The organism is Rhodoferax sp. (assembly GCF_037143375.1).
Taxonomy (GTDB): Bacteria; Pseudomonadota; Gammaproteobacteria; order Burkholderiales; family Burkholderiaceae_C; genus Rhodoferax.
This window is the reverse complement of record NZ_JBAWYV010000056.1, coordinates 1-21149: the sequence shown is the minus strand read 5'-3', so window position 1 is coordinate 21149 and position 21149 is coordinate 1. Positions and strand designations below refer to the sequence as shown.

Genomic DNA, 21149 nt, shown 5'->3' with positions numbered 1-21149 from the left:
TGCCTGCGCCCCCGTCAAATCAGCACCGCCCCGGCGTCCAACCAGCGGCTGGCCGCCAGCGCGTTGGCCGAAAAGATAAATTTGACGACCCAGTTCCAGGGAAGCCGAAGTGTCCTGCTGGGCGAGTACCGGCCCGATAAAACCGGCCGCCAACGCCAGCAGGTAAAGACGCTTTAAAAACCGCATCATCATGAAGCGTTTTTAAACTACAGCGTTTTTGCTGTGTAAACAGCGGACCACGGAGACATCAGCGCTGGCACCACAGAATTCACCGCACGAAGACGGTAGGAGTAACTGGTCTTGGTTGCCAGACCGCTGTCGGTAAAACGGGATGTCGCCACGCCATTCACAGCCGTTGGAAGGGTGCTCCAAGCCGCCGTCACCAGTTTGCAAGCGGCAGCCAAGCCCACACAGCGCTGGACTTCGTAACCCGTTGCCAGGGCAGAGCTTGAAGCCTGCCATGAGATTGACAACGCGTTCTTGGTACTGGCACCCAAGGCCTGGAGCTGGGTTGCGGTTACCAGCGCTGTCGCGGTGGTGCCAACAACCGATGCGGCAGTCCCGGCCAGCGCACCGCTGACTGCTTTCACCGAGTATTGGTAAACCGCATTGGCGGCGCTGGTTTTATCAACATAAGTCAACAAATTAGCGGCCAGCACTGAAGTAGCCGTGGGCAAGCTGGCCTGAACGGCCCAGGTGACCGCACCGGTCGTTCTATTGACAGTGGCCAGTGCGCGTTGAACCACATAACCGGTCTCCTGCGTGGCTTGGTCCAACCAGTTCAGGGTCAGCCAATTGAGTTGGGCCGCGGCCGTCCCTTTGGTGGCCGTCAAACTGGCCGGCGCAGCCGGTGCTTGCGCTAGCAAGACGGTCGCAGACGGTGTTTCTCCCGTGCTGGAACCTGGCACCGCCTGGTTGACAGCGACGACCCGGTATTGGTAATTTGTGTTGGGCGCCACAGTCAATGAATCCACCAGCGAAGTGGCATTGGCCAAGGTATTGACTCTGTACGGATTGACTTTGGCCACGGGTGTCCAGCCTACGGCAAGACCATTCTTCAGTGCGGTGCGTTCCACTCGGAAACCAATTTCATTACCGGGATTGCCCTTGGTCAACAGCGCCCCAGCAGGCGTGGCATCGGTCCAACTGATCAGGTTACCCGTCAATTTCACATTGGTTGGCGCACCAGGTTGAGCGATGTGCGGCAAGTACACCAAGGGGCGCATCAAGTCGTTTTCTTCATGACCCAGAATGTGGCAGTGGAACACGTACTCCCACCCGTAGTTAAGCTGCACATTGGCGACAGATTTGGCCAAACCTGTCACCAAATCAAATTGCTGGAACGCCAGCGGTGCAGTCACCCCGGTGGGGTATATCAAGGCCTCGTTGGTATTGACACCGGCATTCATCGTCGGGTCCATCAGGCGCACGCTGTCGGGCAAGCCAAACGGCAGGGCTGGCGTCTTGGGCTTGAGCGCCACTATGACCTCTTCACTGGGCCAGTTCTGAACGGTTTCCTTCCAGCCCGCTTCATTGGGCTCCGGGTTTCTTAGAAAACCATCGGCCTGAACCCGGGCAATGACCTGAACGTTGAACAGGTGAAAGTGAATCGGGTGGTTGTCGGCATCGTGATTTTTGAGGTGCCAAAACTGGGTCTCGCCTTCGCTCACGATATCGGTTGGCGCATCAATATAAGCCAGTGGGGTAACACCGTTTAAAACGTTCAATTCAACACCAAAATTGGCTATGAGACGGCCAAAATTCACATCAAACCCACCCTCGATCGTTTTTACTTTAAGCACGGCGCCTGCGGGCAACTGGCTCATCAAATTGGGCAAGGTGTTGGTTGTCACGGCGCCATCGGCCACCACACCGGTGATGATTTTTGGGTCAGCACTGGTGGCGTAAGCGGCGGCTACGGCCGTGGTCAGTCTCGCCGTATCAAAGGCTGTAACGGGGGCAGGCGCCGCCGCCACTTTAATCTGCATGATGGTGCGGGTATTGGGCCCATAACCGGGTAGCGTGCTGGGCGCGCCACCGGCCAATGTTTGATCCGGGTTGCCGGTGTAGTAGTCGTAACGGGGGTCGCCCGCCGGAACTGGGGCGGTGGAGTCGTTGTACATAATCAGCGTCTTGCCGGCGTACTGCGAAAAGTCAATCACCGTATCGCCGCGCTCGGCACTGCCGAGATAAAAACCACCTCCAGTTTCAATGCTCGGAATGATGCTTTCAATTGATTCTGGCGCCAACTTCATGGGGGTGGGGGCATGCACCACGGGGGCTGGCAGCAATCCCGCTTCGTTACCAAACTGAATGATGGCTGGGCCAGCAGTGAGTGGATCGGGGACACCGCCCTCACGGCCATCTCCGGCAACCATCTTGACTTCGGTGTTGGCAAACGTCGTGGCGTCCGGGTAAGCGCCCGATTGAGCCGAGTCTGCCACCCACAGCGACAAGTTGAAATAACGGTCGTTGGCACCGTTAAGGAAGCGCACCCGGTAGGCTTTGGGCTCGACCGACAACGTTGGGTAGGCCACACCATTGATCACCGGCGTGTCCATATACGCCTCTGGCGTACTGGAAACATGGCCATACGAGCCATCTGGCAAGGTCAAAGCGGCGGTGGTCGCCGATGACAGATCCGTCGGACCGAAATCCCAGCGGCCAGCAGGATTACTCACCAAGCTACCACCCGTATTGAGGGTGTTGGGCTCATACACATGTGGATACCAGAGGTCGCCTTCTTCTCCCCAAGCCTTGGTATCCCACAGGGAATCCTGCGTGGTGATGTCACTGGGCACAAAGGATTTGTCCTGCAACACCAGCGCCAGCATGGCGCTTGGAACCGCGCTACCCAGCGCCGCTTCCTCGACCGGATCGGTGATCAGGTAAGGGGCAGCCTCGCCGGCATAGGCATTCTGGCGGGTGATGCCAAACGCGTGGTCGTGGTACCACATCAGGCGCGATGACTGGTCATTGGCATAAAAGAGGGTGGCGCCGCCCTCGCCTGGGTCGGCCATGTCTGGCACATTGACCTGATTGGCACCACGCTTGAAGGGGCTGGCGTCGCCGGCAGCGGTGAACCACTGGTGTGGCGTTCCGTCACTGATCCAGGGCGAATCGCCGCCGTGCATGTGAATGGCTACGCGGTTTTGCGGAAAGGGCTCGCCTGCCGTAGGTGACGTGCCAGCACCTGGCAAGGACTCGTCAACCGGCAGGAAAATGTCGCCGTTTCGAGCCGTGACTTTGCCATTGGCATCCAAAGTCGCCCGCCCGGTGGGCAGGAAGTTCATCATCTTGATGCGCACCGGCGTGCCTTTGGCTGTCACGATCATGGGGCCCAGGTAATGCGGCTTGTCAACAGTCCATACCTGCTCGGTGGTTCCGGGCCAGTTGATGGCGCTTCCATTGGGGTAGGACAATGCCCTGGCCGTTGCGGCTTTGGTTCCGGCAAAACCTTGCGGGTACAACTGGACGTAACTGCGAAGCGTGGTGGCTTTTTTCAGATCGGTGTGCATCTTTTGTGCATGCTCAACGACGCCAATCACGAAGTATTCAGAACCGGGATAGGTCACGGTATCGGCCACGGCCACTGGAATGTATTCTTCGGAAGCACTTGCAGGCTGGTTGGCGGTCACCCCCAGAATGCCGGTCAGCGGATCAATGAACTTGCGCAGCAAGGGGCTGTTGGCGTAATAAGTTTTGAACTCACCGTCAGCATTAGTGACCGTGCCAGGTCCCGCAAAAACCAGTGGCGCGTGACTGGCGGCACCCAAAGCGACCGCGATGGCCATCGTTAGTTGCGTCAGCTTGCATGGGCTGCGCGTGGTGCTGGTTGTTGAATTCCCTGTGACTTTATTCATGTACTCATCCTAAAAATTTTATTAATCAAAACTTGCAACAAGAGCTCAGCAGACAAAACAACTAGCGATTTATGCCTATAACTAAATGTGCAAATATTTGTAAAAATTGTCTAAGATTCAGCGCAATTCAACAATACCGTGTACACGGTATTTTTCTCAAGAATGGGAACTGTTCCTCGCAAATGAGAAACTGTTTTCTATTAAAAAATGTCTGAATTTTTTGAATTGAACAACTCAATAAAAATTATTAAAGTTATTTGAGAAATATAAAAGTATTTTTCAGTTTTTCACAACAAGCACACGCCGCTACAAATTAGCGCTTGAAAATCTGAGTAGCTTGACGCCGCATCAGGACGTTTCAAAATCGGGCGAGCCAACCCAACGCCATCAAGCCACCGATCAGCACCGGTTGGTGCAGCATGTAGTAGCTCAAGCTCCAGCGCCCCAAGATGGCAAGCGGCTTGAGTGCTTTCGGCACCGGTTGCGACCAGCGCCAGGCAGGCTGTTTAACGAGCCAGTGACCGGTCGCCACGCCCCACCACATCACACCCAGCCATGGCAGCAGCGGGACATAGTCTTCGGTGATGGGCAGGCGCGTGATGAAGCCCAACCAGTTCAGGGCCGGCGCGTTAAAAATATCAATCAAATGGTCTGTAGCCCAGGTGCTCATTGCGTAGACAGCTATAAATTTAAGTGCAATCGCCAACGCACCGGCCAGCCACAACCTACCACCCCAGTGGGTCGTGAGGCGCGCAATGACCAGCATCAGCGCCATGCCATGAAGCACACCAAAGTAAATGAAGCTTTGCGGGTACATCAGCCACGAGCCCACCGTCACCAGCAGTGCACATATCAGCACCCGCCCCCAGCGACGTCCAAAACGCGCCCAACTCTGCCCCTGCGCTACGGCTATCGCCTGGCCGATACCGGCACAAAACAGGAACAAGCTCACGATCAGGGCGCGCTGCCAAGTCCAGAACGGGTCGCTGTAAAAATTCTGTTTAGAGTAGCCGAACTGGGTCAGGTCAAAGCTGAAGTGAAACAACGTCATCCACACCATGGCCAATCCGCGCAAGGCGTCGACAGCTTCAAATCGGGAATGGGGGGGGGATTGAATCATGCACAGAATAGTACCCGTCTGCGCACGATCGTCTCGCTCAAGGCAAGTGAAACATCTGCACCGAACGCGATAAATTGATGGCGCTGTCGCTGAGGCTGTCGGAGGCCGCAGAGGATTCCTCCACCAGCGCCGCATTTTGCTGGGTGACCGAATCCAGATGCGTCACCGCCTGATTGACCTGGGCAATGCCTATGGATTGCTCGTCGGCCGAGTTGCTGATCAGTTCAATGAGTTGGCTGGTCATCTGTACCGACTTGACCACCGCATCGATGGCGCTGGCGGCACTGCCCATTTGCTGGGTGCCACTGGCAATGTGCTCCGAAGAACGGGCAATCAGTTCGCGAATCTGCTTGGAAGCCGAGGCGCTGCGCCCTGCCAGCAAGCGCACTTCAGACGCAACCACTGCAAAACCGCGTCCCTGATCACCGGCGCGGGCGGCCTCGACCGCCGCATTGAGCGCCAGAATGTTGGTCTGAAAAGCAATGCCTTCAATGACACTGATGATCTCCTGCATCTGCACCGATGAATCGGCAATGGCACTCATGGCCAGGCCCACCTTGTGCACGGCCTCACCCCCTTGCGTGGCCAGTACGTTGCTGTCCTTGCTTTGCATGAACACCTGAGAAGCTGTTTGCGCAGTGTGCTGGCCATTGCTCGATATTTGCTCCATGGAAGCCGCCGTTTGCTGCAGGCTGCTGGCCTGAGACTCGGTGCGCGCCGAAAGATCGAGGCCACCAGCGGCAATCTCAGAGGCGGCGTGAGTAAAGCTGTCGATGGTGCTGCGCACATCGCCTACCACGGCTTGCAGATTGATCTGAATTTGCCGCATGCTGCGAAACAAACCATCCAGCGGCGGCGGGTAGTTGCCCGCTACGGTGGTCGTGAGGTTGCAACCCGCCATGGCGTCTGCAAACTGCCGGGCATCGGCCATGCCCAAAGCAACATTTCGGTGAAACCACCGCATAACCAGACCGGAGGCGCCCACCACAACACTTCCTTGCAGCGTCAATTCGGTCAGGCCCTCTAACCCCAGCAAATGCGGCAACAGGCTCGCCGCCGTCAGGAGCACCAAGGCCAGCGCCATGCGACTCGAAAGTGACAGACGCTGCAATTGACCCCAAACGCCGCGCAGTCCGGGGTAGCGCACCTGCCCACCCTGCAGATAAAAAGAAGGGCGACCGGACTCCCGCTCGATGTTCATTTGGCGGTAAAGCTCAGCGGCCTGCTGAATTTGCTGCCGACCCGGCTTGGTGCGCACCGACATATAACCCGTTGGTTTGCCGTTTTCAAGGATCGGCGTGATGTTGGCCTGCACCCAGTAGAAGTCACCATTCTTGCGCCGGTTTTTAACCAGGCCAGACCAGGGACGGCCCTGACCGATGGTGTGCCACAGGTCTTTGTAGGCTTCAGTTGGCATATCCGGGTGGCGCACGATGTTGTGGTTCTGGCCCATCAACTCATCGAACGAGTAGCCTGAAACTGCTAGAAAAGCCGCGTTGCAATGCGTGATGAAACCTTGGGTGTTGGTCACCGACACCAGCATGTTCTCAGAAGGGTAGTCAAACTCTTGCTGAGTGACCGGGAGATTCATGCGCATATCGAACTTTCAAAACTACATAACCCATTAGGTTTGATTAGCGCAAAAGTAGATATCCCCCATTTGGGGGATATTGACAGCATCCGCCTTGAAACTTGATCTAGATCAAATTTATTTACTCTTCGACCACATTTGATTTGATAAATCGCAAATACTTTTTTTAAACTATACTAATTTTCCCTAATTTATAGCCCAAACCCCCGGCTTCAATTTCTTTGAAGCCCTGAACTCGCTTCGCTCACCCGTCCGGGAGTGCCTTTGGCACAGCACGGAATTAACGGAAAGTTCTTTTCAAGAGCTTTTGCGACGTGTTCAAGCTTTTGAAAAATCTGCGCTCTCTTGACCGCCATTTGGCCCAAACCGACCAATGTCTGTCTTCCCCACCCAGTCTGATGGATCGGGCTCGGTCGGATTTGCGCGTGACACAGGCTGAAGCCTTGGCTCAAGCCAAGGCAAGCAGCAAACCCAAAGCACCGTTGATCACAAATTCAGCCTTGCAGCAGGCCATTTTTAAAAGTATCAATTTCTACAGCATTGCCACCGACAACCAAGGAGTGATACAGGTTTTTAACGTTGGGGCTGAGCGCATGCTGGGCTATTCGGCCGCAGAAGTCGTCAACAGACTCTCCATGACCGATATCGCGGACCCGAAGGACATCCTCCGGCGAGCACAAACCCTGAGCGCGGAACTGGTCACCCCGCTGGCACCAGGCTTTGAAGCACTCATTTTCAAGGCTGAGCGCGGCAGTGAAGACACTTACGAATTGACTTTGATCCGCCAGGACGGCAGTCGCTTACCCGTCGTGGTATCGGTCTCCGCATTGCGTGACGACCTGAACGCCATCGTGGGCTACCTGTTGATGGGCACCGATAACACCCAACACAAATTGACAGAGACGAAGCTGGGCCAGTCTCGGGTTCTTTTAAACGCCGCCATCGAAATCATGCCCTTTCGGGTTTTCTGGAAAGACCTGGATTCTCGCTTTTTCGGGTGCAATAAATTGTTTGCAAAAGATGCCGGCGTCACACATCCGTGCGCTGTCATTGGCAAAACCGATTTCGAGTTTCACTGGAAAGACCAGGCCGCGTCGTATCGGAAAGATGACTTGTCCGTGATGCGCTCAGGCACTTCAAAACTTGACTTTCAGGAGCAACAAACTTCACCTGAGGGAGACATGCTCTGGCTGAATACCTCCAAGATGCCACTGCACGACGAGAACAACCAGGTCTTCGGTGTTTTGTGCGCTTACCAGGACATCACTGAGAAAAAAAAACACGATCTGGAGCTTGAAGGCCACCGAAACCACTTGGAAGATCTGGTCCACAGCCGCACTCTGGAACTGATGGCAGCCCGCGATATGGCCGACACAGCCAACCGCAGCAAAGCGAGGTTTTTGGCGAACATGAGCCACGAAATTCGCACACCACTGAACGCAATTTTAGGTCTGGCCTATTTACTGGAGCAATCACCGCTGGAGATAACGGCCCAAAATCTGGTGAGAAAAATAAGAATCTCCGGGCGGATGCTGTTGGGCATCATCAGTGACATTCTGGATGTCTCGAAAATTGAAGCTGGCAAATTGCAGCTAGAACAGGCGCCGTTTTCGCTGGCCGATGTCATGAGCAACATCGATGCATCACTTCGCGCGCTGACCGTCGACAAGCCCATTGAAATCATCCTTGCCCCCCTGTCCGATGATGTTTTCGGCGTGATTGGGGATGCTTTGCGGCTTGAGCAAGTGCTGCTGAATTTGGGCAACAACGCCGTTAAATTCACCCCCGCCGGACGTGTGACCCTGCGCACAGAAGTAGTGAGCTGCCATGATGACCAGCTCATTTTGCGTTTTAGCGTGCAAGACACCGGTATAGGAATCGCACCCGAACTGCAAAGTGGCGTGTTTGCCGCGTTCACCCAGGCTGACAGTTCCACCACGCGTCACTTTGGGGGTACCGGTTTGGGCTTGACGATTTGCCGCCAGTTGGTGCACTTGATGGGTGGCGACATTGGCTTTAGCAGTTCGCTGGGTCTGGGAAGCGAATTTTGGTTCACTGTTCCCCTGCAAAAAATCTCTGACAACCTCTGTTTGACTGACTCAGTCGACCTGAATAAACCACAGTCACCACCCGAAGGGAAGCTTGAAGGGGTGAGATTGCTAATCGTTGATGACTGCGAAATCAACCGTGACGTTGCACAAAGCATTTTTTCGAGTCAGGGGGCGACAGTGTCGCTGGCAGTGAATGGCCAGGACGCCCTCGACTGGCTACTGGCCCATCCCTGCGAGGTCGATTTGGTGCTGATGGACGTGCAAATGCCGGTCATGGATGGGTTGGAAGCGACGCGGAGATTGCGGCGTCTGCCACAGTTTGACCAATTGCCCATCGTGGCCTTGACTGCAGGCGCCTTCAAATCGCAGCAAGAAGCAGCACAGGATGCTGGTATGTCGCACTACATCAGCAAGCCCTTCAATGTGCCCTCTACCGTCGCGTTGATACAGCGACTCTGCTCATCCTACTCGCGGCCTCCGGTAAATTCACAGGCATTCCTGAGCATGCCTGCGCAGAGTGTCGACATCCAGGGATCAGGGTCTGAAATGATGGTTCTGAATTCTGCACAAGGAATGAAAATCTGGCAGAACAAAACGCTCTACCTAACCTCGCTGCGTCGCTTCTGCGACCTTTACGGCGGCGCCGTATTTGTGATGCGGGTGAGTCTGTCTGAGGGGCGCCGGTCTGACGCAGCGGCACTGGCGCACAAACTTGCAGGCGTGGCCGCCAACTTGGCCCTGCCCGAAACATGCCACATAGCCAAGGAAGCTGAACAGATACTGAAAACCGACTTTGATCCCGCACAGATTTTGCAAAGGCTGGCTCTCGCCTTGACCCACGCTATCACCACCATCGGCCAACTGGAAGAAACATGAACCATCAAACAATCCTGATCGTGGACGATGAGCCCCTTAATCTGCTGCTCATGGAGTCCATTTTGTCAGCGCACTACACACTGGTGTTGGCACGCAATGGCCGCGAAACGCTTGAGGCAGTAGCTCGACACTCGCCCGCCTTGGTGCTGCTGGATGTCGGATTACCCGACATGGACGGCTACGCCTTGTGCCGTGAAATCAAAAAAATAGATGCCGGTCAGCAGGTTCAGGTTATCTTTGTCAGCAGCTATACCGACACAGCGCATGAAGCCGCAGGCTTTGAGGCGGGTGGCGTAGACTACATTTTCAAACCCGTCTTACCGCAAATTGTTCTTGCCCGGGTCAGTGCGCATCTGGCCCTCGTACGCAGCAGTACGCTGGAGCAAAGTTACCGCGATGCCGTTCTGATGCTAGGCCATGCAGGCCATTACAACGACACCGACACGGGCGCACACATTTGGCGCATGGCGGCCTATGCCCGGGCACTGGCGAATGCCATAGGCTGGAAGGCGGAGCGTTGCGACCGGCTTGAGTTGGCGGCGCCTATGCATGACACCGGCAAGCTCGGTGTCCCGCAAAAAATCCTGCGCAAACCCGCGCCACTGGAAGCGTGGGAATGGACCATCATGAAAACCCATCCTCAAATTGGTCATGACATTCTGAGCAAAAGCCAGGCACCGGTGTTTCAACTGGCCGCTGAAATTGCCTTGCGCCACCACGAAAAGTGGGACGGTAGTGGCTATCCGAATGGTTTGCAGGGGCTTGACATTCCAGAATCAGCACGCATTGTGGCGTTGGCCGATGTATTTGATGCACTCAGCATGAAACGCCCCTATAAAGAAGCATGGCCCACTGAGAAGATCATGGCGCACATAGCGGCCAATGCCGGAACCCATTTTGACCCGGCCATGGTGCGAGTTTTCTTCGAAATTCTGCCCGAGTTACTTCAGATTCAACAGCACTGGGTCGATGAGACCAACCCAGAAACACGCTACGTGTTCCCGCAAGCGTAGGCCAACGTGCTCAAACTACCAATCTCTACATTTATAAAAATATTGCCTTCCCATTGGCGCCGCCAAGCCAAAAGTTTCACACGGTTTTTGCCGCTGGTAGTTCTCATTTTGGGTATTGGCCTTGCGATAAGCCAAGCGGTGATTTGGCAAAATAAAATCAACCAGAAAGCTGACACCGAGTTTCAGCTCAACGTTGAACGGACGTCTAACGAAATCAACCGACGCTTCGCCGGGGCGAGCACGGGCATGCATACGGTCAATGGTTTATTCGTTGCCAGCGAAAAGGTAGATCGCGCTGAGTTCCGCGCATTCGTTCAATCACTCTATTTGCCCAATAAACTTCAGGGCGTCCATAGCGTGGGTTTTATTCAGCGGGTCGCGCGACCGAAACTGGATGCTTTTGTGGCAACCGAACGGGCCAACGGAGCGCCCCAATTCGCCATTCGCCAGCTTATGGACAAAGCACTCGAGGACCTTTACATCGTCAAGTTCGACGTGCCAGCAAACATTAAAGATGGCATCGAAGGTATGGATGAAGGCTCGGAACCACGACGCCGCACAGCCGCAAAATTGGCCGTTGATACAGGTGAGATCACCTTCACCGTGGTGCCTGAGTTACAGCAAGGGGAACCCAATATCCCTGGCATTCTGATGTACTTTCCTGTTTACGCCCCGGCAGCACGCCTTGGCAGCGCCCAAGAGCGCCGCGCGGCTTTGCAGGGCCTGATTTACACCAGCATCGTGATCGCAGATTTATTAGAGAGTATGCCCAGCGTCGTCGAAAAATATTTGAACTTTGAGCTTTTCGATAAAACACCTGATCGCCCTGACACGGGGTCGATTCATGACACAAACCAACATGCCGCCCCCAATGGCCTTGGTAAAAAGGCCAGCGTAGTACCGCGCTTCACCAGCCATCACTCACTTGTATTGAATGGCGGGTCGCTGATCTTGCACGCCACCAGCACACCAGAGTTTGAAGCCACGATCGACCGCACGACGTCGTGGGTAGTAATGGCTGCGGGCACCTTGGTTAGCGTCTTATTAGCACTGTTGTTGCACAAGCAAATCACGGGGCGCAGTCGCGCCGAGGCATTGGCAACAAGAATGACCCAGGAACTACGCCTGCAGGAAGAGCGCTGGCGTGACTTCTCCAACAGCGCTTCAGACTGGTTCTGGGAAACCGATGCGCAGCACCATTTTTGCTTTATTTCAGAGAACTTCGAACAAGTCTGTTCGATACATCAAGCGCAGCTACTTGGGAAAAGTCGAAGTGAGCTGTTGGCGTTAGAAGTGCTGAACCCACCTGAAATAGTCTCCGCCCATTTGGCGCAACTTGAAGCGCACGTGCCCTTCAAAAATTTTGAGTTTCAGATTCGCGCCAATGACGACAGACTTTGCTGGGTCTCCGTGTCTGGACAACCCCATCTGGATAAGGACGGCATTTTTAGGGGCTACCGGGGCATCGGCGCCCTGATTAACGCTCGCAAGCAGGCCGAGCAACAACTGGCGACAGAGGTCTTTCTAAGGGAAGAAGCCGAGAGTCTCAAAAACGTATGGTTTCGGTTGCAAAGTACTGCGCTGGAAGTCTGTGCCAATGCCATGCTGATTGTCGATATTGAGGGTGTCGTCCAATGGGTCAACCCCGCCTTTTGTGAACTTTCAGGGTATGAGGCAGCCGAGGTGGTGGGTAGTAATAGTTGCACTCTTTTTAAGTCCGACGCCCAGGATCAAGACTTTTACCAACAAATGTGGTCCTCCGTAACCGCAGGGACACCTTGGAAAAATGAATTAATTAACCGGCAAAAAGATGGCACTTTGTACAACGAAGAAATGACCATCACACCGGTCAAGGACTTGCACGGTATCCTCACACATTTCATCGTGGTCAAGCAGGACATCACGGCGCACAAGCAAATTGAAGAGGCAGCCAAAGCAGGCAGCCGCGCCAAATCGGAGTTTTTGGCGAATATGAGCCATGAAATCCGTACCCCGCTGAACGGCGTCATAGGCATGGTGGACGTTTTGCAGCAGTCCCGTCTTGAGCCCATGCAGCAAAGAATGCTTAACACGATTCAGACCTCTTCGACGATCTTGCTGAATATATTGAATGACATCCTGGATTTTTCAAAGATCGAGGCGGGCAAGCTGACCCTAGAGTTTTTACCCACGGCCTTACGTCAGCTAACCGAGGGGGTAGCCCTGTTGATGGCGCCAACCGCCAGCGCCAAGTCGATCAAGCTCACGGTTTTCGTCTCGCCAGCGCTGCCAAACTGGATCGTGACCGATCCGACCCGATTGCGCCAGATATTGATCAACTTGATGGGCAATGCGGTCAAGTTCACCAGCAAAAAGGACTGGCATCCCGCTAGCGTCAAGATGTTTGCCGAGCCTTGCGAATTAAGTAGTGGCCGAGCCGGGGTCAGACTTCGCGTCAGCGACACCGGCATTGGCATGAGTCCGGCAAGCCAGGTCAATCTATTTCAGCCATTCACGCAAGCTGACGAGAGTACCGCCCGCAAATTTGGCGGCACCGGGCTGGGTTTGAGCATCTGCCAGCGCCTGGTCGAATTATTGGAGGGTCGCATTTCGGTGTCCAGCGTCCTGGGTGAAGGATCAAACTTCACGGTCGAGTTGCCACTGCAAGAACCGCCACCGACCCGCATGCCGGTGTTTGGCCCCAACCTGGAGGGCGTCCGCGTTCTGACCTTGATTGAAGATCCAGTCCTGGCTGGCATCGTGTCGTCTTACTGCAGGAATGCAGGTGCTGAAGTGTTAGCGTTGGCCGACAGGGCAGCCCTCAATCAGCGTCTGGCGCAACAGCGATTCGCCACGGGCAGCGGCGGCGTTTTGGTGGGGGATGATCTAGACGCCGTCCTTCGTGAGCGCAGCCTGGCAGGGGGCTTAGGACTGGTGTGTCTGACGCAAAGTACGCAAGAAACTACGGCCCATGAGGTCTCGGTGAACGCTTATCCGTTGATCTACAACGACTTGATTCGGGCCATCGCACTCACCAGCGGTCGCTTGACCCTGTCAACATTCCCATCAACCAGTCGTTTTGGTGAGAAGTCACTACGTACAACCTCCTCCAACGCGCAAACGGTGGTGTACCAACCCTTGATCTTGCTGGCAGAAGACAATGAAACCAACCGTGAAGTCATGACGGAACAGTTGCGACTTCTGGGCTATGCCTCTGAAGTAGCCGAAGATGGTGTGCAAGCGCTAGCCATGTGGCGCAGTGGTCACTACGCACTGCTTTTGACCGATTGCCACATGCCCAACATGGATGGTTTTGAATTAACTGAGGCCATTCGCTTGGCTGAACCTTCAGGCCAGCGCATTCCGATTGTGGCCATCACTGCCAATGCGATGCAAGACGTGGCTGACCGTTGCCTTTCACGCGGTATGGACGACTACCTGAGCAAGCCGCTGCGCATGGCCGATTTGGCGCCCATGTTGAATAAGTGGTTGCCGCTGCAAATGTTGCAGTCCCAAGACATTGCACCCCTTCCTAATCAGGAAAAATCGCCTGATTTGCTGGCGATTTGGGATGCTGCCACGCTGGGAAGCTTGGTAGGAGTCAACCCTGCCATCCAACATAGCTTATTGACGAAATACTTGATCAATGCCGAACAACAAGTGGCTGACATTATTTTGGCGGCAGAAGCGGGCGAGTACAGCGCCGCGTCGGATGTAGCCCATGCGCTTAAATCGTCTTCACGTTCAGTGGGTGCGTTGTTAGTGGGTGAGTTGTGCCAAGAAATTGAAAGATCGGGGCAATCCGGCGATGCGGCCCAATGCAGCGCGTTAAGTGGTCACCTGAATATTGCATTTACCAATGCAAGGTTCGAAATCGAGCAACACATTGAATGCGTCTCGAAGTGAATCCTGGCTAATCACCTTCAAATCTATAACTGGCTTGCGTTTTCATAAATACGGTGGGCGTTGCCTTGCCTACGCTTGTCGTGCTGAGAGGCAGAGATGGATCAATACCTGTCCGGCATGACTCTTGACCACACAAGGAAGGCGTTTTTTATGAATACAACCCCCGCTATGGCTGAAACGAAAATCGTCCCCAAAAAACGGACCAGGCGTGCTGTATCCCCCGTCGCAGTGGCAGCCAAAACGGCGACCTCAAACACGATAGCAACCAAGTCTCGCGCCAGAAAAACGGTGGCCAAGGCACAAACTGCGGTGGTACCGAAGACCACCACGCTCAAACAAGTGGCAACACAAAGCCGAAGGAAAGTCAGCACCGTGGTGCACTTGACGCGTGATGCCTCGTTCAAACTGATCGACACCCAGCGCACCATCTGGCTAGCGGGCTTGGGCGCGCTGGCCAAGGTCACCACCACCACCGGCACCAAAGGTGAACGGGCCTTTGAAGCGCTGGTGGAGGCTGGCGAAAAAATGGAGTCTCAAGCGCGAGGTGCCATCAACAACAATGCCGACCTGCTGAAGGCCCGCATCGACGACGCCACCCGGGTAGTGGACCAAGGCATCGACTCGGTCGGCGACGCTTTTGACGCCCGAATCAAGAAAGCCCTGGCCCGCTTGGGTTACCCCAAAACCGGCAAGGGCAAGAAGTAATTAGCCCACCCACTTGCGGGCGCAAGGAGTGCCCAAAGGTTTTTCTGCGGGCCCATGATCAGACTGCCATGGGCAGCACTTCTTTTTGAATTTTTCGAGTCAATGTTTTTTCAGCAACCTTGACTTCATAAGCGGTTTGCAGATTCATCCAGCTCTGCACATCACCACCGAAATAACGCACCAAGCGCATCGCCGTGTCCACGGTGACGCCGCGGCGCTCCAGCACGATGTCGTTAACGCGGGATGCAGGCACCTTGAGTGCCTGGGAAAGCGCATTGGCACTCATGCCAAGCGGCTTGAGATAGTCCTCACGTAAAACTTCGCCGGGATGAATGGGGCGAAGTCCATTTTTGGGGGCGGCAATGACCATGGCAAGCTCCTGTACTTCAGTGGTAATCCATAATTTTCACGTCATGGGCACCGTCTGGGGCCCAGACAAAACACAAACGAAACTGATCGTTGATTCGAATACTGTGCTGGCCTTTTAGATTGCCCAGCAAAGCCTCCAGTCGGTTGCCGGGCGGAACCCTCAAGGACTCCAGCGTCACCGCACTGTCCAACTGTTGCAACTTGCGCTCAGCGACCGCCAAAATATTGGCGAACCGCCGTACTCTTTTCCCCTCAAACAAGTCAGCCGTATCTTGGTCTGAGAATGAAACGATCATGGCGCGAATTTTATACCGTTTGCCGGTAAACGGCAAGATTCAAACCAAGCACAGCATAAAAGCACCCGTCCAAACCACTGACTTCTAACTCGCAAATTTTCGCTTGGCTGCATAGTTGCCTGGTTCTGAAATCACCCCACCCACTTGCGGGCGTTGTGCCACAACTGCATCCACGCGCTGAAGGCCGCCGGGTCGCCATTGGTCCAGCTCATCTGGATGTTGCGGAACACGCGCTCGGGGTGCGGCATCATTGCCGTGAAGCGGCCGTCCGCCGTGGTCACCGCCGTCAAACCGCCGGGGCTTCCGTTCGGGTTGAACGGATAGGCTTCAGTGGCGGCGCCGTGGTTGTCAGTGAAACGCATCGCGGCGATGGCCTTGTCGGCGTTGCCCCGGTACTTGAAGTTGGCAAAGCCCTCTCCGTGCGCCACGGCAATCGGCAAGCGGTTGCCGGCCATCCCAGCGAAGAACAACGATGGGGATTCCAGCACTTCGACCATGCTCAGGCGCGCCTCAAAGCGCTCGCTCTGGTTGGTGGTGAAGCGGGGCCAACTCTCAGCGCCGGGGATGATGTCGGCCAACTCTGCAAACATCTGGCAGCCATTGCACACGCCCAGCCCAAAGGTGTCGGTGCGACCAAAGAAGTCCTTGAATTGGTCGGAAAGACCGGGGTTGAAAGTGATGGAGCGCGCCCAGCCAATGCCCGCACCGAGCGTATCGCCGTAGCTAAAGCCGCCACACGCCACCACGCCCTTGAAGTCGGCCAGATTGGCGCGGCCACTTTGCAGGTCGGTCATGTGCACGTCAAACGCTTCAAAGCCCGCTTCGGTGAAGGCGTAAGCCATCTCAACGTGCGAGTTGACGCCCTGCTCGCGCAACACCGCCACTTTGGGGCGCGACAACATGAGCGCTGGACTTGCTACAGAATTAATAGCTTCTTGCGCAGGTAATACGGGGGCTAGAGCCTGATTTGGCACTAAATTTACGTGCATGCCGGGGTCTGACGGCTCGCCAGCGGCGGCGTGTTCGGCATCGGCGCAGGCCGGGTTGTCGCGCTGCTGGCAGATTTTCCAGCTGGTGGCATCCCACACCTGGTGCAGGTCTTGCAGCTTGGCGCTGAACACCGCTTTGGCGTCGCGCCAGACTTGCACCTCGCCCACACCGGCCTGGATGGTCGAATCTGCGGGGCGGGTTTTACCGACGATGTGGCTGTATTTGCTCAGGCCATGCGCACGCAGGGTTTGCATCACTTCAGAACGTTGAGAGGTGCGCACTTGCAGCACGGCACCCAGTTCTTCGCTGAACAGGGCTTTGAGCGTGAGTTCGTTGCGTCGGGCGCTGACCTGACCGGCCCAGTTTTTGCTATCGCCGTGGTCGGCGCGGCTGTCGGTGATGCCGTCGCCCTCGGTGACCAGCATGTCCACATTGAGCGCGACGCCGACATGACCGGCAAACGCCATCTCGACCGCGGTGGCAAACAGGCCGCCATCGCTGCGGTCGTGGTAGGCCAAAATTTGACCCTGGGCGCGCAAGGCGTTCACGGCGTTGACCATATTCACCAAGTCTTGCGGGTGGTCCAGATCGGGCACTTCGTCGCCCATCTGGCCCAGCGTTTGCGCCAGCATGCTACCGCCCATGCGGTTTTGGCCGCGTCCCAGGTCGATCAGCACCAGCGTGGTGTCCTCAAGCGCGTTGAGTTGCGGCGTCAAGGTGCCGCGAACATCGGCCAGCGTGGCAAAGGCGGTCACGATCAGGGACACGGGCGAGGTCACCTTTTTGGCGCCCGCCTCGTCTTTCCACTGCGTGCGCATGGAGAGTGAATCTTTGCCCACCGGGATCGAGATTCCCAGCGCCGGGCACAACTCCAGACCGACGGCTTTCACCGTGGCGTAGAGCGCGGCGTCTTCACCGGGCTCGCCGCAAGCGGCCATCCAGTTGGCCGACAGCTTGACGCGCGACAACTCAAACGGGGCCGCCAGCAAGTTGGTGATGGCTTCCGCCACCGCCATGCGGCCAGACGCCGGCGCGTTCACGGTAGCCAGCGGCGTGCGCTCGCCCATGCTCATGGCCTCACCGGCAAAGCCTTGGTAATCGGCCAGCGTCACGGCGCAATCAGCCACCGGCACTTGCCACGGGCCGACCATCTGGTCGCGGTGGCTAAAGCCGCCCACGCTGCGATCACCAATGGTGATCAAAAAGCGCTTGGACGCCACGGTGGGGCTCGACAGCACGTCGATACAGGCTTTTTGCAGCTCGACCCCGGTCAGGTTGACGGGTGCAAAGGTGCGCTCAACCGTTTTCACGTCGCGGTGCATTTTGGGCGGCTTGCCCAAGAGCACGTTCATTGGCATATCCACCGGCGATTCTTGACCGGCATCGACCAGTTCCAGTTGACGCGCTTCTGTTGCCACACCAATCACGGCAAACGGGCAGCGCTCGCGCTCGCATAAAGCCTTGAACAACTCAAGCGACTCAGGCGCAATCGCCAAAACGTAGCGCTCCTGACTCTCGTTGCACCAGATTTCTTTCGGCGCCATGCCGCTTTCTTCAAGATTGATGGCACGCAAATCGAAGCGGGCACCCCGACCCGCATCGTTGGTCAATTCGGGGAAAGCGTTGCTCAAACCGCCCGCGCCCACATCGTGAATCGCCAGAATCGGGTTGCCTTTGCCGCCAGGGCCGCCTTCATTGCCGAGCACCCAGCAATGGTTGATGACCTCTTGCGCCCGGCGCTCAATCTCGGGGTTGCCGCGCTGCACGGAGTCAAAGTCGAGCTCAGCCGCGTTAGCGCCGGTCGCCATCGAACTGGCCGCGCTGCCACCCATGCCGATGCGCATGCCGGGGCCGCCCAACTGAATCAGCAAGCTACCCGTGGGGAATTCAATTTTGTGGGTTTGGGTGGAGTCGATGACACCCAAACCGCCTGCAATCATGATCGGCTTGTGGTAGCCGCGTTGTTCTTCTTTGGCCGTTGGCGCACCGCTGGCATCGGCCACGGTGTAGCTCAAGCTCTGCTCGTATTCACGAAAGTAACCGAGCAAATTGGGCCGGCCAAACTCGTTGTTGAACGCCGCGCCACCCAAGGGGCCCTCGATCATGATCTGCAACGGACTGGCGATGTGGCCGGGTTTGCCATAATTAATGGGGGTCAGATTCGCATTAATTGGCTCTTTTGAATCAGCCTGATTAATCTGGCTCTGACCCCAATTGATTTTGGACACGGTGAAACCGGTCAAACCCGCTTTGGGTTTGGAGCCACGACCGGTCGCGCCTTCGTCACGAATCTCGCCGCCGGCACCGGTGGCAGCACCTGGGAATGGGGAGATGGCGGTCGGGTGATTATGGGTTTCCACCTTCATCAGAATGTGGTTGGTGGCGCTCTGCTTTTCATAGCTGCTTGCGCTTATTCCACGGTGGCTAGAGGTCGATTTTGCTATAAACCGCTCAACCTCCACACCTTCCATCACCGAGGCGTTGTCAGAGTACGCCACCAGCATGTGCTGCGGGTTGGTCTGGTGCGTGTGGCGGATCATGCCGAACATGCTTTGGTCTTGCGCCACACCGTCGATGGTGAACTGGGCGTTGAAGATTTTGTGGCGGCAGTGCTCGCTGTTGGCCTGCGCGAACATCATCAACTCGACATCGGTCGGGTTGCGCTGGAGTTGCGTGAAGGCCTGCACCAGGTAGTCAATTTCGTCGGCCGCCAGGGCCAATCCAAACTGGGTATTGGCGGTTTCCAGCGCCGCTTTGCCACCGGTCAAAACGTCAACATGCGCCATCGGCGCGGGCTGCAATTCAGTGAACAGACCCAAGGTGGCAGCACGCTCAAACATCACGCTTTCGGTCATGCGGTCGTGCAGCAAATCGCCGATCTGCACCAGTTGCGCGGCCGACAGCGTGGGCTTGCTCAGCAGGCCGGCCTTCAGCAGCACGCGGTATTCAATCACCCGCTCGACCCGGCGCACGGCCAGGCCACAGTTGTGGGCAATGTCGGTGGCTTTGGATGCCCAGGGTGAGACGGTGCCAAAACGCGGCGACACCACCACCAGCGCACCCTCGGTGGGGCCGGTGTACGGGTCGCCATAGGTGAGCAAGGCGGCCAACTGGTCTTTGAGAGCGAGTGCGGGCTCAACATCCGAGGTAACCAGATGAACAAAACGGGCTGCCACGCCGTTGATGCGGTCGTGGACGGCTTGCAGGCTCGGCAAAAGTTGCTGGATACGAAAACTGCTGAGAGCGCTGCCGCCCTCGATTTGGGTGATATGCAGGGTCACGGTGTAGGCCTGGAAGAGTGTACTGACGGGGTTGACGATCGCCTCAAAGCGCAGACGTTGGCTGGGCTTGACCGCAAAGTCCAACATTTTAACTGCCCATCCGCAAGCGCCTGCACCCGCACGAATGCCCAATGGGATAATTCAGCCCATGACTATCACTTACAAAGACGCCCAAGGCATTGCAGGCATGCGCGTGGCAGGACGACTGACCTCTGAACTGCTGGACTACCTCACGCCCTTCATCGTGCCCGGCGTGACCACCAACGAGCTCGACAAACTGGCCGACGACTACACCGTCAACGTGCAACACGCCATCTCTGCCCCGCTGAACTACGCGCCCTCGGGCCACAACCCCTACCCCAAATCGATCTGCACCTCGATCAACCACCAGGTCTGCCACGGCATTCCCAATGACAAGCCGCTGAAAAAGGGCGACATCGTCAACGTGGATGTCACCGTCATCAAGGATGGCTGGCATGGCGACTCCAGCCGCATGTTTGTGGTGGGCGAAGGCTCCGTAGCCGCCAAGCGGCTGTGCGCGCTGACCTACGACGCCATGTGGCACGGCATCGTCAAGGTCAAGGCCGGCGCCTATCTGGGCGACGTGGGTTACGCCATCCAGACCTTTGCCGAAGGCCACGGCCTGAGCGTGGTGCGCGAATTTTGCGGCCACGGCATTGGCCAGAAGTTTCATGAAGAGCCGCAAGTGCTGCACTATGGTCGCCCCGGCACGCTGGGCCAACTCAAGGCCGGCATGACGATCACGATTGAGCCCATGCTCAACATCGGCCGCAAGGAAATCAAGGAGTTGGGTGATGGCTGGACCATCGTCACCAAAGACCGCTCCCTCTCGGCGCAATGGGAGCACACCGTGCTGGTGACTGAGACCGGTTACGAGGTGCTGACGCTGTCCGCTGGCGGCCCGGCGATTCCGGCCTTCGTCAAATAATTCCCACTATCTGCTATGACCGACCTGCAAGCCTTGCGCAACCACTATCGCGCTGAAAAAACTGCTCTTTTGAAAGCGCTGGGCGCCAGTGGCAACTCCACCCGGGGTGTTCGCCAAGCGTTGGCCAAACTCTCCGCGCTGGCCGATGCCACGCTCAAAA

At 56.3% G+C, this 21149-nt stretch carries 13 protein-coding genes; 5 read left to right on the top strand and 8 right to left on the bottom strand.

The features are described 5' to 3' along the window. The 4 genes from WCG50_RS10370 to WCG50_RS10355 all read right to left on the bottom strand — a co-directional run. A partial coding sequence (locus WCG50_RS10370; protein ID WP_336899522.1) for a hypothetical protein occupies nt 1-192 on the bottom strand: 192 nt, incomplete at its 3' end. A 14-nt stretch (nt 193-206) separates the two neighbouring features. After that, the gene (locus WCG50_RS10365; RefSeq protein WP_336899521.1) at nt 207-3863 is read right to left on the bottom strand and encodes a multicopper oxidase domain-containing protein; all 3657 of its coding nucleotides are present in this window, start codon (nt 3861-3863) and stop codon (nt 207-209) included. A gap of 358 nt (nt 3864-4221) precedes the next feature. Continuing rightward, nucleotides 4222-4983, bottom strand: coding sequence for a heparan-alpha-glucosaminide N-acetyltransferase (locus WCG50_RS10360; protein ID WP_336899520.1), 762 nt, complete (start codon nt 4981-4983; stop codon nt 4222-4224). Between the two features lie 37 nt (nt 4984-5020). Next, complete coding sequence (locus WCG50_RS10355) at nt 5021-6580, bottom strand: methyl-accepting chemotaxis protein (protein ID WP_336899519.1); 1560 nt, start codon at nt 6578-6580, stop codon at nt 5021-5023. A gap of 419 nt (nt 6581-6999) precedes the next feature. On the opposite strand from WCG50_RS10355, the gene WCG50_RS10350 reads away from it, so the two are divergent. Both WCG50_RS10350 and WCG50_RS10345 read left to right on the top strand, forming a co-directional pair. Next, nucleotides 7000-9501: an ATP-binding protein gene (locus tag WCG50_RS10350; protein ID WP_336899518.1), complete on the top strand. Its 2502-nt coding sequence runs from the start codon at nt 7000-7002 to the stop codon at nt 9499-9501. Beyond that, nucleotides 9498-10514, top strand: a complete 1017-nt coding sequence (locus tag WCG50_RS10345) for an HD domain-containing phosphohydrolase (RefSeq protein WP_336899517.1) — start codon at nt 9498-9500, stop codon at nt 10512-10514. The genes WCG50_RS10350 and WCG50_RS10345 overlap by 4 nt, the downstream gene beginning before the upstream one ends. Nucleotides 10515-10529: 15 nt before the next feature. Here WCG50_RS10345 and WCG50_RS10340 read toward each other — a convergent pair whose 3' ends face one another. Then, nucleotides 10530-10766 carry a hypothetical protein gene (locus WCG50_RS10340; RefSeq protein WP_336899516.1) on the bottom strand — a complete coding sequence of 79 codons (237 nt, stop codon included), beginning with the start codon at nt 10764-10766 and terminating at the stop codon, nt 10530-10532. Between WCG50_RS10340 and WCG50_RS10335 the strand changes: the two genes are divergently transcribed. Both WCG50_RS10335 and WCG50_RS10330 read left to right on the top strand, forming a co-directional pair. After that, complete coding sequence (locus WCG50_RS10335; protein ID WP_336899515.1) at nt 10761-14399, top strand: CHASE domain-containing protein; 3639 nt, start codon at nt 10761-10763, stop codon at nt 14397-14399. The two genes, WCG50_RS10340 and WCG50_RS10335, sit on opposite strands and share 6 nt — an antisense overlap. Before the next feature lie 150 nt (nt 14400-14549). Continuing rightward, nucleotides 14550-15104 (top strand): phasin family protein, encoded by a 555-nt coding sequence (locus WCG50_RS10330; RefSeq protein WP_336899514.1) that lies wholly within the window; start codon nt 14550-14552, stop codon nt 15102-15104. Nucleotides 15105-15162: 58 nt separating this feature from the next. Here the strand turns inward: WCG50_RS10330 and WCG50_RS10325 are convergent, their stop codons facing one another. The 3 genes from WCG50_RS10325 to purL all read right to left on the bottom strand — a co-directional run bounded on the left by WCG50_RS10325 (nt 15163) and on the right by purL (nt 20040). Beyond that, nucleotides 15163-15474: a HigA family addiction module antitoxin gene (locus WCG50_RS10325; protein ID WP_336899513.1), complete on the bottom strand. Its 312-nt coding sequence runs from the start codon at nt 15472-15474 to the stop codon at nt 15163-15165. A 16-nt stretch (nt 15475-15490) separates the two neighbouring features. After that, nucleotides 15491-15769 carry a type II toxin-antitoxin system RelE/ParE family toxin gene (locus WCG50_RS10320; protein WP_336899512.1) on the bottom strand — a complete coding sequence of 93 codons (279 nt, stop codon included), beginning with the start codon at nt 15767-15769 and terminating at the stop codon, nt 15491-15493. Between the two features lie 131 nt (nt 15770-15900). Then, on the bottom strand, nt 15901-20040 hold the full coding sequence (purL, locus tag WCG50_RS10315) for a phosphoribosylformylglycinamidine synthase (protein WP_336899523.1): 4140 nt from the start codon (nt 20038-20040) through the stop codon (nt 15901-15903). A gap of 148 nt (nt 20041-20188) precedes the next feature. Here purL and map point away from each other — a divergent pair, with 148 nt between their 5' ends. Further along, nucleotides 20189-20989 carry a type I methionyl aminopeptidase gene (gene map, locus WCG50_RS10310; protein ID WP_336899511.1) on the top strand — a complete coding sequence of 267 codons (801 nt, stop codon included), beginning with the start codon at nt 20189-20191 and terminating at the stop codon, nt 20987-20989. Nucleotides 20990-21149: the final 160 nt, after the last annotated feature.